The organism is Metabacillus arenae (assembly GCF_014773385.1).
In the GTDB taxonomy this organism is placed as follows: domain Bacteria; phylum Bacillota; class Bacilli; order Bacillales; family Bacillaceae; genus Metabacillus_D; species Metabacillus_D arenae.
Genome location: NZ_JACXAI010000003.1, coordinates 59,224 through 76,803, shown reverse-complemented (window position 1 = coordinate 76,803; position 17,580 = coordinate 59,224). Strand labels below are relative to the sequence as shown.

The 17,580-nt window shown below is 36.8% G+C and carries 15 protein-coding genes; 2 read left to right on the top strand and 13 right to left on the bottom strand.

Features of this window, described 5'->3' with window-relative positions:
* Nucleotides 1–153 precede the first annotated feature (153 nt).
* On the top strand, nucleotides 154–786 hold the full coding sequence (locus tag IC621_RS03615; RefSeq protein ID WP_191155834.1) for a trimeric intracellular cation channel family protein: 633 nt from the start codon (nucleotides 154–156) through the stop codon (nucleotides 784–786).
* Between the two features lie 155 nt (nucleotides 787–941).
* Here the strand turns inward: IC621_RS03615 and spoVK are convergent, their stop codons facing one another.
* From spoVK to miaB, 9 genes are all read right to left on the bottom strand, one after another.
* Complete coding sequence (gene spoVK, locus IC621_RS03610) at nucleotides 942–1,889, bottom strand: stage V sporulation protein K (RefSeq protein WP_191155832.1); 948 nt, start codon at nucleotides 1,887–1,889, stop codon at nucleotides 942–944.
* Nucleotides 1,890–2,429: 540 nt separating this feature from the next.
* Complete coding sequence (gene hfq / locus IC621_RS03605; RefSeq protein WP_191155830.1) at nucleotides 2,430–2,654, bottom strand: RNA chaperone Hfq; 225 nt, start codon at nucleotides 2,652–2,654, stop codon at nucleotides 2,430–2,432.
* A gap of 42 nt (nucleotides 2,655–2,696) precedes the next feature.
* Nucleotides 2,697–3,635: a tRNA (adenosine(37)-N6)-dimethylallyltransferase MiaA gene (miaA, locus tag IC621_RS03600; protein WP_191155828.1), complete on the bottom strand. Its 939-nt coding sequence runs from the start codon at nucleotides 3,633–3,635 to the stop codon at nucleotides 2,697–2,699.
* Between the two features lie 458 nt (nucleotides 3,636–4,093).
* Nucleotides 4,094–4,492: a YmaF family protein gene (locus IC621_RS03595; RefSeq protein ID WP_191155826.1), complete on the bottom strand. Its 399-nt coding sequence runs from the start codon at nucleotides 4,490–4,492 to the stop codon at nucleotides 4,094–4,096.
* Nucleotides 4,493–5,324: 832 nt separating this feature from the next.
* Nucleotides 5,325–7,217, bottom strand: a complete 1,893-nt coding sequence (mutL, locus tag IC621_RS03590; protein ID WP_191155824.1) for a DNA mismatch repair endonuclease MutL — start codon at nucleotides 7,215–7,217, stop codon at nucleotides 5,325–5,327.
* Nucleotides 7,218–7,232: 15 nt separating this feature from the next.
* The gene (gene mutS, locus IC621_RS03585) at nucleotides 7,233–9,815 is read right to left on the bottom strand and encodes a DNA mismatch repair protein MutS (protein WP_191155822.1); all 2,583 of its coding nucleotides are present in this window, start codon (nucleotides 9,813–9,815) and stop codon (nucleotides 7,233–7,235) included.
* A 105-nt stretch (nucleotides 9,816–9,920) separates the two neighbouring features.
* Nucleotides 9,921–10,466: an outer spore coat protein CotE gene (locus tag IC621_RS03580; RefSeq protein WP_191155820.1), complete on the bottom strand. Its 546-nt coding sequence runs from the start codon at nucleotides 10,464–10,466 to the stop codon at nucleotides 9,921–9,923.
* Nucleotides 10,467–11,092: 626 nt separating this feature from the next.
* Entirely contained in the window at nucleotides 11,093–11,524 is a 432-nt protein-coding gene (locus IC621_RS03575) for a RicAFT regulatory complex protein RicA family protein (protein WP_191155818.1), read from the bottom strand.
* Nucleotides 11,525–11,526: 2 nt separating this feature from the next.
* Nucleotides 11,527–13,056, bottom strand: coding sequence for a tRNA (N6-isopentenyl adenosine(37)-C2)-methylthiotransferase MiaB (gene miaB, locus IC621_RS03570; protein ID WP_191155816.1), 1,530 nt, complete (start codon nucleotides 13,054–13,056; stop codon nucleotides 11,527–11,529).
* A gap of 238 nt (nucleotides 13,057–13,294) precedes the next feature.
* On the opposite strand from miaB, the gene IC621_RS03565 reads away from it, so the two are divergent.
* Nucleotides 13,295–13,447 (top strand): hypothetical protein, encoded by a 153-nt coding sequence (locus tag IC621_RS03565; RefSeq protein ID WP_191155814.1) that lies wholly within the window; start codon nucleotides 13,295–13,297, stop codon nucleotides 13,445–13,447.
* Nucleotides 13,448–13,477: 30 nt separating this feature from the next.
* Here the strand turns inward: IC621_RS03565 and IC621_RS03560 are convergent, their stop codons facing one another.
* The 4 genes from IC621_RS03560 to tdh all read right to left on the bottom strand — a co-directional run bounded on the left by IC621_RS03560 (nucleotide 13,478) and on the right by tdh (nucleotide 17,051).
* Complete coding sequence (locus IC621_RS03560) at nucleotides 13,478–13,759, bottom strand: DUF4257 domain-containing protein (protein ID WP_191155812.1); 282 nt, start codon at nucleotides 13,757–13,759, stop codon at nucleotides 13,478–13,480.
* Nucleotides 13,760–13,933: 174 nt separating this feature from the next.
* A complete protein-coding gene (locus IC621_RS03555) occupies nucleotides 13,934–14,398 on the bottom strand; it encodes a GNAT family N-acetyltransferase (protein WP_191155810.1) in 465 nt (154 codons plus the stop codon).
* A gap of 166 nt (nucleotides 14,399–14,564) precedes the next feature.
* The gene (locus tag IC621_RS03550) at nucleotides 14,565–15,740 is read right to left on the bottom strand and encodes a glycine C-acetyltransferase (protein WP_191155808.1); all 1,176 of its coding nucleotides are present in this window, start codon (nucleotides 15,738–15,740) and stop codon (nucleotides 14,565–14,567) included.
* Nucleotides 15,741–16,010: 270 nt separating this feature from the next.
* Complete coding sequence (gene tdh / locus IC621_RS03545; RefSeq protein ID WP_191155806.1) at nucleotides 16,011–17,051, bottom strand: L-threonine 3-dehydrogenase; 1,041 nt, start codon at nucleotides 17,049–17,051, stop codon at nucleotides 16,011–16,013.
* Nucleotides 17,052–17,580 lie beyond the last annotated feature (529 nt).

Sequence of the window (17,580 nt, the reverse complement as noted above, 5' to 3'; positions counted from 1 at the left end):
TTTCGGTTTTAAAATTTAAAGGTAACAGTCCTATCATATCAAATAGAAGTTTTTTTTCTATCATCTTTTCTAAAAAACCATTGCTTTAACCAACCAATGTCATATAAAATCATATCGGTTACACGTAAGAACAAACAATTAGGAGATATGCTTATGACATGGGAAGTACTTAACATTATCGGGACTATCGCCTTCGCTATTAGCGGAGCAATTATCGCAATGGAAGAGAAATATGATATTTTGGGAGTTTATATTCTTGGGATCGTCACAGCGTTTGGAGGCGGAGCCATCCGAAATTTATTAATTGGGGTTCCGATCACAGCTCTTTGGGAACAGGGAATGTTATTTCAAATTGCCTTAGGAGCGATGACGATCGTCTTTTTATTCCCGCAAAAAATGTTAAGACATTGGCATACATGGGGAAACTTCACAGATGCTATCGGACTTTCGGCATTTGCCATCCAAGGGGCTTTATTTGCGTACAAAATGGGTCATCCCATTAGCGCCGTTATCGTAGCAGCTGTTTTAACAGGAAGCGGCGGGGGAATTATTCGGGACGTTTTAGCAGGAAGAAAACCGCTTGTTTTAAGAGCTGAAATTTATGCTGCATGGGCTGTTTTAGCAGGGCTGGTAATTGGATTCGGGTTTGCACAGTCGTCTTTTCACCTTTATGTATTATTTGTCATTATTGTCGTATTAAGAGTCCTTTCCTATACATTTAAATGGAAGCTCCCACATAGATCATTATTCGCTAGTAAACAAGATGAGCACAAACGGGCACTATAAAGTTAAACTTCTCTCATGGGCGCTTTCCACTCTTAAAGTTGGACAAATCTAACCTATGCTTGCCCCGTTTATATGCTTAGATGATTGGGTTTAAATGAATAAAAAAGTTAGCTTTAAATCGTTTTATATAAATAAAAAGCCGCATATATACGGCTTTACTCTTTAAAAACAATGTCACAACTGTTGATAGTCACAAGATCTTCTCGATGATAGCGGTCGGCCAGCAGTAATCTCATTGCTTGAGAACGGATTGACTTTTCAATAATATTTCTCACATATCTACCGTTACTAAATTGGGATGGGTTGGTCGTGCTTTTAACAGTCATTAAATGATCCTGAAGCTTCCATTCAGCGTCTTTGCTAAACGTATATTCTCTATCGATGACCATTCTTCTTGAAATTTCCATCAATTGATCAACAGAGTAATCAGGAAACTGCATGACTAATGGAAAGCGTGATTGTAAGCCTGGATTAAGGGAAAGAAAATGATCCATTTCTCTTGAATAGCCTGCAAGAATTAATATGAAGTCATGTTGCTTATCCTCCATGTGTTTTACAAGCGTATCAATGGCTTCTTTTCCAAAATCCTTTTCTCCTCCTCTTGCCAAAGAATAGGCTTCATCAATAAAAAGAATTCCTCCAACGGCTTTTTTTATTAAATCTCTTGTTTTTTGAGCTGTGTGGCCAATGTATTCCCCTACAAGATCTGCCCGCTCAGCTTCAATTAGATGACCCTTTGATAACACATTCATTTGAAAAAACAATTTTCCAATCAATCGGGCAACTGTTGTTTTTCCTGTACCGGGATTTCCTTTAAACATCATATGAAGAGCCTGCTTTCCTGCCTTAAGACCTTGTTCCTCCCTTTTTTTATTAATAAAAATCCAGGCATATATTTCTTTTATCATTTGTTTCATTTCATCCATACCAACAAGAGTGCTCATTTCTTCCTCGATCTCTTTTAAAACGGCATGCTTCATCTCACTTTTTGGAATGACGATATCATATGTGGAGGAGCTTTTCATCTCTTGTTTTCCATTTTTTTGTCCATTTAAAATGATGTTGATTTGACCATTATCCTTATACGTAACGGCTTGGTCCATTTGGGCTCACCTCACAATTTCTAGTAGTATACGTCATATGAACAAATTTGTGATAAATGCCTAGCTCAATGAAATTTTAGGCATAATTAGATAAATTTCTTTCTTATTTTTCATATATTTTACGAAATATGTTACAATTTGCGCTTTCCCAAGAAATATTCATTATTTCATTATATTCACTTCCTCTTGTGGGACAAACCATTAAATTGTTTTATAAAGTGAAACTTTCATCAGCGTTTTTCTGATGATGAGCCTGCACCAATCGGACTATTAAGGTCAGATGGTTTATCTAAAAGCCCATTAAAAGTGGGGTAAAGGGAAACTTCTATCTTACTTGAAGGCAGCTTAGTGGAGGTATGAGGTTCATATTGCTAGGAGGATTGCTATTGGTGTCATCTTACTTCTATGTTAAATCAGATGATGCCAGGATCCTTTAATCATCCTCCTTATCTTCCTCGTTTCTCTTAAGCTTGAAGACTAAAGTTGGATGCAAAGAAAAAAGATCCTAAGTTTTAATACTTAAGATCTTTTCAATCTTTTTTATTCCATTTCGAATTGCACGTTCTTTTGAGGGGCAAAAGTTGAAATAGCGTGTTTATAAATTAACTGTTGTTTGCCTTCAGTTTCAAGCAATACAGTAAAGTTATCAAATCCTTTTACTTGGCCTCTTAATTGGTAACCATTTAATAAGAAGACTGTAACAAAAGAACTGTCTTTTCGAATTTGGTTTAAGAATTGGTCTTGGATATTAATTGATTGTTTCATGTTTCGTCCTCCTCATTTTCTCTATATATATTAAATATTCGCTTAAGATTCCAGCTTTCCTGCCGTATAAGTGAAAATTTCATTGACTTTCTCCAATTCATTAACAGGTGGTGTCATGTCAAACCATTTTACATTCATTTTATTTCGAAACCAGGTAAGCTGTCTTTTTGAATACCGTCTAGAATTTTGTTTTAATTGCTCTATGGCTGTGTCTAAATCGATTTTTCCTTCGAAATAGTGGTAAAGCTCTTTGTATCCGATGGCTTGAATGGATTGGCAGTCTTTGACGCCTTTTTCAAATAACTCTCTAACTTCTTGAATTAACCCGTTTTGAATCATAAGATCAACTCTTCTATTAATACGATTGTATAGAGTCGTACGATCCATTGTCAAACCGATTAGTGCATCATCATAATAAAGATCCTGTTTCTGCTTACTTAAGTATTCTGTCATTGTTTTGCCTGTTACATGATAAATTTCTAATGCGCGGATTACTCTCCTTACATTATTTGGATGAATTCTTTTCATTGCCTCAGGATCAATCATTTTCAATTTATTATATAAAGGATCAATACCTTTCTCCAGGTAAAGCTCTTCCATTTGTTTACGAAACAAACCATCAGACGCTTCTTCAGTAAAGTGATAATCATAAAGAACAGATTGGATATATAAACCAGTTCCGCCTACGATCATAGGCATTTTATTCCGTTTATGTATTTCACCAATTAATTCTCTGACCATTTCCTGAAATTCTGCTACAGAGAAATCTTCCTCAGGATCCTTAATATCAATTAGATGATGAGGTACTCCTTGCATTTCGTCGACTGTAATCTTTGCAGTTCCTATATCCATTGTGCGATATACTTGCATAGAGTCTCCACTAATGATTTCGGCATTTAATTTTTTGGCCAGCTGAATACTTAAATTTGTTTTTCCAACAGCAGTGGGACCAATCAGAACCACAAGCTTTTCTTTCCCCACTAATAATCACTCTCTCAATTATGAACCTTTTAAATGAATACCTATTTCATTATATCCAAATTCGGCTAATGTACACAATAGGAAAAACTATTCTCTTCTTTTTTGCCGTCTTTCATTATCTCTATACAATTTAATTACAAGTGTTACTCTTTTTGACTACCCAACCCGTAGGTGAGTTTCTCGTTTTACTTGGTGTGTTTTTATTCTTAATTCGACAAAGGAAACGGATGTCTAACAGTCCATGATAATAGATCAAAAGCAAATGTTTTATATCGCAGGGGGAAATTTAAGGTGTAACGAAAAAAGCCCAATTTCTCAATTTTAATGCAGAAATTGAGTTTATTATTTTGGAATTTCCTAAACGTTGTAAATATAACCCCTTAATAAATCTAACCTCCATAAACAATTCATGGCTTTAGTGATCTTAACCGTTCTGTACTCAATAGAAAAAGTGTATTTTAATAGTTAGGCGGTTCATACCCAATTCCTGTCTTCGTGTAACCTGAGAAATAATGATCATGTCTTTCTTTAGGTTCCTGGGAATAAACAACTCCTCCATATTCAGTACCGGGAGGTTCGTTGTAGTTGAAATAGGTTCTTTCTTTAATTTTGTGAACGTGTGATCCATCTGGTAAAGGGATGGCTGGGCCTGTTTTTCCATAATAACGGTGATAATGATTATTGTTGTTTGACGTAATCCCACTGAAATAGTGGGTATGGCAATCGAAGGCTGATCCGTTGACAGGCTGTGTGAATCCTTTAACATAATGAAAATGTTCTATATTCTGGGTAGAAGTTAAATAAAAAGCATGAGCATGTGCAGGTTTTAGTGACCAATCAACTAATTGTCTGTTCATACCTCTCCTCCCCGGCTGTTACAAGATGCAATTTTAGTTCCCTAAAACCTTGTATAAGGTCGTTTAAAATTCCTCAATCATTGTGGAGCATTTATATTAATTTATAAATATTGATGTTTAATATGCCATTAAACTTGATAATCATTTAAGCTTATCAGTTTTATGACATGAGATTGTTAGGGCAAAATCCAGCCATAAGATAGAAAGGGAGAATTGGGCTCGATTTTAGGGTTTGAGGATATACCATGGTAATGTTTAAATGATAATAAATACAAATGGAAGGACTATTTTATGGGGAAGTTTTTAAAAAAAGCAATCACGACGAATTTGAAAATCTCTTTAATATCAAGCGTTTTATTTTGGATAATCTACATGATATCAATGTTCTATGAGTTTCCAAGTTCCGTAACCATTGTGTATTCTTTGTACTTGTTTTTGTATATGATTGGTGGATTCTTTTTGATTGCTTTACCAGTTGCATTTTATACTGATATACTATTTAAATTAACTGATATAAAACCTATCTTTATCATGATTACAAAATTAATCGTTTATTGCTTTTTGGTTTTGCTAATAACTAAGACATTTTTTATTTTATTTGCACCTTTAACATTTTTCTTGATTGAAATCTTCTTTAAATATAACGGTTTCTATAAAAAAGTTCGTAGCTCTAGTTTAAGGTAGTGATACCTATTAGACAGCCCTTCCAAACGGAAGGGCTGTTTACTTTTTAAAACATCTCCAAGAAATTACAAGATGAAAGTATACTTAAGTTGGAACGGTATCTAAATAATTCGGGGGCAAACCTTCACCACTCCCCATTTTAACCCTGCTACATTACCCGCTTAAACATTTTTTCCATTTCATATGTCGAGTAATGAACGATAATAGGTCTGCCGTGCGGGCAAGTAAACGGATCTTCTGTTTTTCTTAAGGATTCGAGTAATGCAAAGATTTCTTCATTTCTAAGATGCTGATTTGCTTTTATAGAAGCTTTGCAGCTCATCATGATAGCTGCTTCTTCCCTTAGCTTTTTGATATCAATTTTTCGTTCATCAATAACCTGCTGAATAATTTCCTCGATTACAGACTCCTCATTTCCTTTAGGAAACCATTGAGGATGAGAACGCACAATGTAACTGTTCCGCCCAAAGGATTCTAAAAAGATACCAACTGATTTTAACAAATCAATATGGGCATCGATGATCAAAGAGTCATTACTTGAAAACTCCATTGTTAAAGGGACAAGCAATTCTTGGACTTCAGAGGCTATTTCTCCGACCTTTTCACGATAATATTCATATTTAATCCTTTCCTGTGCAGCATGCTGATCAACAATATATAATCCGCGATCATTTTGAGCAAGAATATAGGTTCCATGCATTTGACCGATTGGATAAAGTGGCGGCATGCGCTCCTGGTTTTCTTCTTGTATGGTTTTCTCTGAAATGATAGAGCTATGAGAATCTGTTAACTCCTGATGATAAATCTGAAAATTTTCATCCCTAGTAGTTTCATTGCTTTCTTCCTTTTCAGATACTAATTTATCAGGCGGATTCTTCTCACTTATTTCCTCATTTGCAGGTAGTTTGCTTTCATCAGAAAAATTCCTCTTCACGGAGTCCTCTTGCTTATCCGAAGTTTGGACAGCCTGATTATCCTGATGATGGAACGTAAAAAATTGTTGTTCTGACGGCTTCTTTGCTTTGATTGTCGGCTTGGATACTTCAGGTATTAATTGCTCTTGTTTAAAAGTATCCTTTATTCCTGAAGTAATAAGTTCATTAAGCTCCATTTCTTTACTTAACCTGACTTCCATTTTCGCCGGATGCACATTGACATCTACCAATAAGGGATCCATTAATATTTCAAGGTAGATGATGGGAAACCGCCCAATTGGAAGAAGGGTATGGAATCCTTGTTGAATGGCTCTTACAAGAGCATAATTTTTGATAAATCGGCCATTAATTATCGTTGAAATATAGTTTCTTGATGCCCGCGTAATCTCAGGCAATGAAACATGCCCTTTTATTTCAAAATCAAGTGATTTCAAATGAATGGGGATCATTTTTTTCGCTATTGATAGGCCATAAATTGATGCTAAAACTTGCCTTACATCTCCTTTTCCATTTGTATACAACAATTGTTTGCCGTTGTGCAACAAACGGAAGGAAACTTCTGGATGAGACAAAGCAAGCCTGTTTACCACATCTGTTATATTCCCAAGTTCAGTATGAATGCTTTTCATATATTTAAGTCTTGCTGGGGTGTTAAAGAAAAGATCTGAAACAACTATTTCCGTTCCTTTTCGACTAGAGGCTGGTTCGTGGATTATCACTTTTCCGCCAGAAAGCTTTATTCTGCTGCCTGCATCGCTTCCAGTAGACGTTTTTAATTCTAGTTCAGAAACTGAGGCAATACTTGGAAGAGCTTCTCCCCGAAAACCAAGAGTCCGAATTCGAAACAAATCATTTTCATCTTTAATTTTGCTGGTTGCATGGCGATGAAAAGCATTTAAACAATCGTCTGCCTCAATTCCATCCCCATTATCAACTATTCTTATTTTACTTAAACCCGCTTCTTCCACTTCTATTTCAATAATTGAACTGTTAGCATCAAGTGAATTTTCAACCAATTCCTTTACTACAGATGCCGGTCTTTCCACCACCTCTCCTGCTGCAATTTTATTCGAGAGATGGTCGTTGAGCTGGATGATTTTCCCCAAGTAAATACCTCCTTTCTACTTTAATTTCTTATGAATTTTATACAATTCATTTAATGCGTCCATCGGTGTCATTTCAAGAATATCAATTGCCTTAATTTTTTCGATTACTTGCATTTCTTTTGAAGAAATGGTCGTTTTCTTTTCACGCTTTTCTAATTCTTCATTGAAGAAAGATAATTGTGCCATTTCGTTGATTTCATTTACTTCAGAGGTTTGAGTTAACTCTATTTTGGGATCCTTTTCTAATTCTGTTAAAATTTCTTTTGCCCTATTAATAAGCTGTACAGGCAGTTCAGCAAGCTCTGCTACATGTATTCCATAGCTTTTATCTGCTGCCCCTTCTTTTATTTTGTGTAAAAAAACAACTTTTCCGTTTTCTTCAACAGCTTGTACATGGACATTTCGCAGTTGATCTAATTTTTGATCTAAAATGGTTAATTCGTGATAATGAGTCGAGAATAGAGTTTTTGCCCCAATATATTCGTGCACATATTCGATAATCGCCTGTGCTAGTGCCATTCCATCATAAGTGGAAGTACCCCGTCCAATTTCATCAAAAAGAATTAAACTATTTGATGTAGCATTTGCGATGGCATTCTTCGCTTCTAGCATCTCAACCATAAAAGTGCTCTGGCCAGATACAAGATCATCTGCTGCACCGATTCTTGTAAAAATTTTATCAAAAATCGGTAAGCTTACTTCACTCGCAGGCACATAGCATCCAATTTGCGCTAGGATCGCTGCATGTGCAACTTGCCTCATATACGTGCTTTTCCCTGACATGTTCGGACCTGTAATTAAAAGCAAATTACTCCCATTTCCCATCGTACAATCGTTTGGTACGTATTCCTGGCGGTCCATTACTTTCTCCACAACAGGATGACGCCCATCTTTTATGAATAGTGAATCATTTGTAAAAGAAGGCTTTGTATAATGACGTTTTTCGCTGATCGTAGCAAAGCATTGCAAAACATCTAGTTCGCTTAATTGCTTTGCAAGGTTTTGGATGGCCGGAATCGACTCTTTAATTTGCTCTCTTAAATCTGTGAAAATTTGATATTCCAGCTCTATACTATTGTCTTCTGCTTCAAGAATCAGCGTTTCCTTTTCCTTTAATTCCGGTGTAATAAATCGTTCTGCATTTGTTAGTGTTTGTTTTCTTTCGTATTGGCCTTCTGTTAACAAATGTAAATTAGCTCTCGTGACTTCAATATAATAGCCAAAGACTCGATTGTATCCTATTTTAAGAGACTTGATCCCATTTTTCTGTCTTTCCTGCTGCTCTAGCTGGGCAATCCAAGCCTTCCCGTTTCTGCTTGCATCTCGATAAAGGTCAAGTTGTTTATTAAAGCCGTCTTTTATGAGATTTCCTTCCTTCACAGACAAAGGCGGATTGTCTAATAAAGCTTTCTCAAGATTTTCAGTTACACCTGCACATGGATCTATACCCTTTGCTATCTTCTCTGCATAGTCGTTTCCAATACTTTTAATTAACTCTTTAATTGCTGGAACCTGCTGTAAAGATTTTTTTAACTGAATGAGATCTCTCGCATTTGCATTTCCAAAAGCCACACGTCCGGCTAAACGCTCCAAATCATAAACCTGCTGCAATTGTTCGCGCAAATCCTCCCGTTCAAAATAGCGTTCTATTAAAGTTTCGACCATGTTTAATCGAGTAGTAATGGCTTGTTTATCCATTAAAGGATGGTCGATCCATTGTTTAAGCATTCTTCCGCCCATAGCCGTTTTTGTTTCATCAAGAAGCCACAACAGAGACCCCTTTTTCCCTTTGGAACGAATTGATTCTGTTAACTCAAGGTTGCGTTTTGAGTAGAGGTCAATTTTCATATAATGATTTAACTGATAATGTTCAACCTTTTGCAGGTGCTCCAAACTTCTTTTTTGTGTCCGCTGAAGATAACGATAGAGCTTGGCAAATGTTATTTTTAAGTGGTCCTCTTTAAGGTTTTGTACAAGCGGTTCAATCTCATGGATATCAGTGGATTCTTCATAGGATATTGTGACTTCGCAGCGGTCTTTAAGCTGTTTTAATAGCTCTTCATTAAAATCTTTGGAAAGAACAACCTCTTTCGCTCCGACAGAATAAATCTCATTCAAAAGATCTTGAAAGGAAGAAACTGTTGTGACTTTATTTTCCCCTGTCGTTAAGTCGGTTAATGCCAGTCCATACAAAGAGTCCAAATTTGTAATAGAAGCCAAGTAATTGTTTTCTTTTTCAAGGAGGCCTTTTCCTTCCATAACAGTTCCAGGTGTAATCAGCTGGACAACTTCCCTTCTGACAACACCTTTAGCCTGCTTTGGATCTTCAGTCTGTTCACAAATGGCAATTTTGAAACCTTTCTTAACAAGCTGCTCTATGTAATTTGGTGCTGAATGATAAGGAACTCCGCACATCGGAATTCTTTCTTCTCCTCCGCCATCTCTACTTGTTAATGTTATCTCTAATTCTCGAGATGCCTTAATTGCATCATCAAAAAACATCTCGTAAAAATCACCTAATCTAAAAAATAAAAAGGCATCTTCAAAGTCAGCCTTTATCTTTAAATATTGCTGTATCATTGGCGTGTAGGTAGCCATTTTTATCCTCCAATAGCGTCAATCATTCATTCTTAAAACAACTAATATTATATCATTTAATTTTATACAAAAAAAGAAAACTAGGAAGATAGCTTCCCAGTTTCCTTATTCTTCAGGTTCACCAGCTAAAAATTCTGGGTTCAAATCCTCGAATTCCTCGTCAAGGTCTTCTACCCAATCATCATCGTCGTCACTAAAACCTTCTGAATTAATATTTACAACAACTTTCGTTTCGCCGACAACCTCTGCTAAAAATTCACGTTCTGCTTGAACTACAACTTTGTTTCCATTTGGTGAAATGGTCACTTCCAAGCAGTTCGGCTGCTGCATAACTTTAGCTAATACTACTGATTCATCATCTAAAAAGTTTTGATCCTTGTATTTAAGCTTGATCACGTCAACGTAGTCAACTTTCTCTGTTACTACTTCTGTTTTTGTATTCTCGTCATAAGAATACCAAACATTAATATCATAAGTACCTTCAACCTCGACAGTCTTACCAATCTTCTGGGCATCATATTTATGATTGATGATCCACCCACCGAGGATGCTAGCAGGTCTTTGCTTAGGTGAAATAGTGTGAGTCGATTGAGTAAATTTCCTGCCCTTCGCAACAACCGCTTTCGTGATAATTTCTCTGTAGTCAGCCATTCGTACATACCCTCCTCAAACATCTTCAATTAATCCTATGCTGGGCTATTAACCTTTGTGCTAACATAATGATGAAATAATGACAGTTTTACACCAAGTCATGATTCCGTATAGTTCAGTGTATGCGGCTAAGCCCAAAAATGTGCCTAAAAAATAGAAATTAATAAAGAAACATAGAAAAGCGGAAGCACCTTGCTTACCTTTGGCAAGCACTCGGGCGAGCCTCCGAAGGCAGCTCTTGTTTTTCTGTGAGGATTGGATTGTGAATTTAAGAAACAAGTTAGGTGTTGGAATTGGACAATTTCAACTCACATTAATACTCTAAATATTCTAATTTAAGGAATTTAAAATTTTTCTGATGTCATAATGATTTTCTTAAATGAGATCATTCAGTTTGCGAGAAATTGGTCTACTTTACTTTCTCCATCACTTTTTTTAATGGTCAATGGATTGAATAGGGTCACGTAGGGATTCAAGGCTATGGTCTATACCTCAAGTAAATGTGTCAATATGGAATTTTTTCTTTACCCCTTACTATTAAAGAGTATATAGTGATGGAATTTAAAAAAGAAATCAGCTCTTTCGCTGATTTCTTTCATTCCTACCTCTAATCTCTCACTTCTAGACTAGTGACAGCTGCTTCCAGTCGAATTTTTCAATTTTGAACCTGTTTCTCCACTAAGCAAATCTCCGTCTGTTGAGGTAATAATTTCGTTTGTTACGGAGTTTGAAATCGTATTTGCCACAAGTTGAAGCAAGTCATTGACAACAAGCTGGGATTCTTTGAATTCTTGAATTACAGGAATTTCATCTAATTCTTCTTGAATTGCGTCAATTTTTGCTTCCACCTGTTTCAAAGCTTCATGCTTCCCGTAATGTTGAAAGTTGACGGCTTGCTTTTGCAGGCTTTTAATACTTGCAACTTTTTCGCGTATTTTTTGATTTTCATTTATTTGCGCTTCTGCGCGTTTAAAAAAATCTACTTCATTCGTTTCAGCAATCATTTTTGCTAATTCACGTGCTTTACTAACTACTTCTTCCTTCGTATATTGAGCCATCCCTAATTCACCTCTACAGTTTCTTCGACCGTTTCTCCATCCAATGTCCAAGTTTTCGCTTTTACAATTTTAACATTGACAATTTTCCCAATCGCCGATTTCGGAGCTTTAAAATTAACAAGCTTATTTTTTTCTGTATATCCTGCCAAAACATCAGGATTATTTTTGCTTTCACCTTCGACTAAAACTTTAACGACTTTCCCCTCATATTCTTTCATTTTCTTTGCTGAAATTTCATTTACAAGACTATTTAACCGTTGGAGTCGTTCTTTTTTGACTTCCATTGGAATATTATCTTGCATTTTTGCAGCTGGTGTGCCTTCTCGAGGTGAATAAATAAAGGTATATGCACTATCAAACTCAACTTCACGGTATAGAGACAACGTTTCTTCAAACTGCTCTTCGGTTTCATTCGGGAAACCTACGATAATGTCGGTAGTAAGGGATGCATTTGGCATCGCTTCTTTAATTTTTCTTACCAGCTCTAAATAACGCTCGCGGTCATATTTACGGGCCATCAGCTTTAACACTTCAGAACTGCCTGATTGGACTGGCAGGTGAATATGATCAAGCAAATTACCGCCCTTAGCTAAAACCTCGATTAAATGATCATCAAAATCGCGAGGGTGGCTAGTTGTAAACCTGATTCTTGGAATATCAATTTTATGCAATTCATCCATCAAATCGCCTAATCCATATGTGATGTCATCAAAATCTTTTCCATATGCATTCACATTTTGTCCAAGAAGGGTAATTTCCTTGTAGCCTTGTGCTGCAAGGTGACGGACTTCCTGGATAATCTCCTCTGGACGGCGGCTTCGTTCTTTTCCGCGGGTATAAGGAACAATACAATACGTACAGAACTTATCACAGCCGTACATAATATTTACCCATGCCTTAATGCTTCCTTTACGTACCTTTGGAAGGTTTTCAATGACATCTCCTTCTTTTGACCAAACTTCGATCACCATTTCCTTTGAACGGTAAGCCTCTTCTAAAATGTTCGGCAAGCGGTGAATGTTATGAGTACCAAAAACCATATCTACATGAGGATGGACCTTTAAAATACGATTTACAACGGACTCTTCTTGGGACATACACCCACATACACCTAACAGAAGATCCGGTCTTTCCTTTTTTAAAGATTTTAGGTGTCCAAGCTCTCCAAATACTTTATTCTCTGCATTCTCGCGAATAGCACATGTGTTTAACAAAATGACATTTGCATCATCCACAGATTCTGTAGGCTCATATCCTAACGCTAAAAAGATTCCGGCCATTACTTCTGTATCATGCTCATTCATTTGGCAGCCGTAAGTGCGAATATAAAACTTCCGGCCATTTCCCATTCCTTGAAATTCAGGTGAAATATTAAAATCATTATGATATTTTACTTCTTCTTTTCCTCTTTTTTTTGCATCCTTTAAGGAAGGAGGCATATAAACGGCTTGGAAATACTTGCTGAAATCCTTCTCGGATTTTTTGTCCGATGAATTAACCTGCTTGCTTTCCATTCGCTGCTTTTCATTCATGTCTACATTTCTCCTTTCAAACCCCTTTATCAAGTAAAACTACACCCAATACTATAGTATAAAAGGAAATCAAATAGAAAACAACATATCCTTTAGATTAGACAATGAATTTGTTATTTCCACTTGTTCTTCTTAACAAAAAGTTTACATGAGGTTTATTTTATATTAATGGTTTTTAGTTAACATATTAGCAAGTACAAAGATATAATGTTTTACTGGTGTTTAGGAGGTTATGTTATTGCAAATAGGTGATAACGTTGTATTAGAAAATGTAGAATATAAAGTTATTTACATTTATAAATCAGGACTTTATGAAATTATGCCGGTCATTGCCCCTAGTTACGATAAAATAAGGCTGGTTGAGCAAAAGGTTTTAAAGCTTTTAAAATAAGAAAGTGGAAGAGCAGCCATTCGGCTGCTCCTATTTTTTCATCCATAATTCCTTCATCTTTATTAATCCTTCACTTCCATAACAACTGAAAACAATAAGAAGAACTGTTTGTTGAAGAGTTTGAGGGTTGATAATCGCTACTGTGATCACTGAGGCGGTTATACATAAAATGATGTCTTTAAATGCTCCTAGTTCTAAACCCTCTTCGTTTTGCTTTGGCATTTTAAGGATTTGATAATGCTGAATATGCTGGCATATCCCAAAAAGCAATCCCAATACGAGCGGCAAAAGAAGGTTAGAAAAAGAAACCACTTCCTTTCCTGGAGAATTATTATTAGTATGGAAACTTTCATCAGTTTGTAGTCTGGTATTTTAGTCTGATTTTTTCATTATAGAACTAAAGAGCATGCGCATTGAACAACCAGGCTTGGAGTATCAGGCAGGCTAGACGCTTAGTTGGACAACAATTGACATACTTTATTTAGCTTAAACGTCCTTAACCAATAAAGCTAAATTGTAAAAGTAAACATCCTCTTCTCTTTTGTAACCCAGGCTTTCATATAAAGCTTGAGCATTTACATTTTCTATCCCTGTTTCAAGCAGCAATCCTGAAGCGCCTGTTTCAAGAGCAAATTCTTTTGCTGCATTCATTAAGTTTTTCGCTGCCCCTTTTCTCCTCTCTTTTTCAGTGACAAATAAATCGTTTAATAACCATTTCCGGTTCATTCCAACAGATGTAAAAATCGGATACAGCTGGACAAATCCCATAGGTGACATAGACTCTTTGTCAGTTACTGCCAGAAAAATGACAGATTCATTATTGATTATTCTTTCATTTAGAAATTCACGCGCCCCCTCTATATCTGGCTTCTGGTGATAAAACACTCTGTATTGATTAAATAACTCCGAAAGTATATCCAATTCATAGATAGTCGCTTTTTTTATGTACATAAATTTTCCTCCCCCTGCCCGCCTATTTATAGCTTTAATTCAAAAGGCTGTTATTCAAATCCAGTGGTACCTCCAACTAAGCCCATCCCTTTGAGAGATCAGGTATCTCAAAGGGATGAGACAAGGAGCAATCGGTGATTCTCCGATAGATTCCTATAAATGAATACTACATAATGTTCAATTCCTTAGCAGCTTTTTCAAAAATAGATAATGCTTCTTGAAGCTCTTCTTTTGAATGTTCTGCTGTTACAATTGTTCGCACACGCGCCTGGCCTTTGGCAACTGTCGGAAATGCGATGCCTTGAGCAAACACTCCATATTGCAGCAATTGATCCGAGAACTTATGAGCAAGCGCCTCATCGCCAACAAATACTGGGGTAACGGGTGTTTCACTCTTTCCTGTATTAAATCCTAAGTTTTGCAAACCTTTTTTGAAGAATCTAGCATTATTCCAAAGTTTTTCAATAAGTTGAGGTTCCTCTAATAAAACATCAATGGCTTCGATGCATGCCGCAGTGACAGCTGGCGGGTGAGAAGTGCTGAATAAAAATGGGCGTCCTTTGTGAATTAAGTAGTCAATCAATGTTTGCGTGCTTGCCACATATCCACCCAGTACACCAATTGCTTTACTTAATGTACCTACTTGAATATGCACTCGTCCATCCAGACCGAAATGATTAACTGTGCCCCGGCCATTCTCACCGAGCACACCTGATGCATGTGCATCATCGACCATCACCAGAGCATCATATTTTTCTGCTAATTCCACGATTTCAGGAAGGGGTGCGATGTTTCCATCCATAGAAAATACACCATCTGTTACGATGATCCGGACTCTATAATCCTTAGATTCTTGAAGTGCTCTTTCCAAATCTTTCATATCCACGTGGTTATATACTTTTCTGGAAGCCTTTGTTAGACGAATCCCATCAATAATAGAAGCATGATTCAAAGCATCTGAGATAACAACATCTTCCTTCGTCAGAATAGAAGATAATACTCCTTGGTTTGTTGTAAACCCAGATTGAAAGACAAGAGAAGCTTCTGTTTTCTTGAATTTAGCAAGCTTTTTCTCAAGATCTTCATGCATTGTAAACGTACCCGCAATTGTTCGGACCGAACCAGTGCCTGCCCCATACTTTTCTACTGCCTGAAGTGCAGCCTGGCGAAGTCTTGGGTGTGAGGTAAGGCCAAGATAGTTGTTTGAAGATAATTGAATCACTTCTTTACCATTTATGATAACCTTTGAACCCTGGTCTGACTCTAATGGAACAAGTTTTCGAAATGTCCCTTGATTTTTCATTTCATCCAATTCAGCTTGTAAGTATTCAAATCCCTTCATCTTATAATCCTCCTTAATTTTATTCTCCAACGGGCAGTGAAACCAATTAACAAATTTCAGAGGACTCAAAGAAGATTAGTAGAAGTAAACTGCCCGTAAAGGACTATTAATAGGAACACAGACTAAGACGCCCTTTCTTTTGTCTTCGTCTGTGTGGCCTTTTTGCTTCCATCATTAAAGTACTTTTTGAGGCATAATCTTTGAGACGAAGGCAGCCTAGCCATCACTAGCCAAGATTGTGGCTCACACCCTTTATGGAAATATTTCACTTTATGGATACAATACTACTTTACCGCATTTTCCTTGTAACATTAAATCAAAACCCTTTTCAAAATCCTCTAATGGAAAATGATGAGTAATGATTGGTGATACATCTACTTGGCCTGATTTAAGAAGTCTTGAAACCTGCTGCCATGTTTCAAACATTTTTCGCCCGGTGATTCCTTGAACAGTCACACCTTTAAATACAATGTCATTCGTTACATCAATTTCGACCGGTTTTACTGGAAGACTTAATATCGCCACTCTTCCTCCATTTGTTACTATCTTGAAGCCTTGATTTATTGCAGCTGGATGACCTGACATCTCACAGACAACGTCAACCCCGTTTTCATCCGTTATTTTCGCTACGGTTTTTATAGGATCCTGATCTTTTGTATTGACTATGGAAGTTGCCCCCATTTTTTGAGCTAAACCTAAACGGTATTGATTGATATCTAGAGCAATTACTTGAGAAGCTCCAGCTGCTTTTGCTACACCAACAGCCATTAGCCCAATTGGACCGCAACCGATAATTGCAACAGATTTGCCAGCAACCTCTCCAGCTAAAACCGTATGAACGGCATTGCCCATCGGTTCTTGAATAGACGCTACTTCATATGGCATTTCAGTTGGATTTCTCCAAAGATTCACCGCAGGTAAAGCTATATATTCAGCAAAGCATCCATTCGTATCTACGCCAATTATTTTTGTATTTTTACAAATATGGGATTGTCCTGTTAAACATTGGGGACATTTCCCACATACAATATGTGTTTCAGCGGAAACTTGATCACCTTTTTGAATATTCGTTACCTTGTAACCGCTTTCAACAACCTCACCAGAAAATTCGTGCCCAAACACATAAGGTGGATTAACACGGCTTTGAGACCACTCATCCCAAGTGTAAATATGCACATCTGTCCCACAAATGGAAGTTGCCTTTACTTTAACTAATACTTCATCCTCTTTTATTTCAGGGATGTCTACCATCAGCAGCTTTGCACCAACACCCCGGTGATGCTTAATAACCGCTTTCATCTTTCCACTCACAATGCACACTCCCTTCCCCCTAAAAAGCAATGATACTAAAGGAATTTTACCATTCATACTGAGGGAAGTAAACACCAGTGTCCTCCCGAAAAATACAAATGATCATCTCTAGAATAAAATAACAAATTTTCTTATTTCAAATTATCCAAATTAAATTTTGATATACCTTTTATTCTATTCTGAGAAAAGCGGAAGGGTATTGAACATCCTAGAGGCGAGCCTCTCAAAAATGGTGTTTTCGCCTTTTTGGTATGATTCGATTGTGATTTTAGGCGGGTTATGCGCTGAAGCTGGCTACAATTATACTCTTTAGAACGAAAAGCGCAGAGCTGGACATCGATAACTAACTATAATGCGTTAATACTTTAATTAACTTAAACTTTCTGAAACTATAAGAAAAGCGCAAGCGCCTTGTTCAGCCCCGACAAGCATAAGACGCAAATGAAATGAAGGTGTTCTTTACCTTCAATTCATTTGTGGCTTATGACCTCGAGGGGCTAGGCGCTGGAGCTAGACACGAAAACTTGGT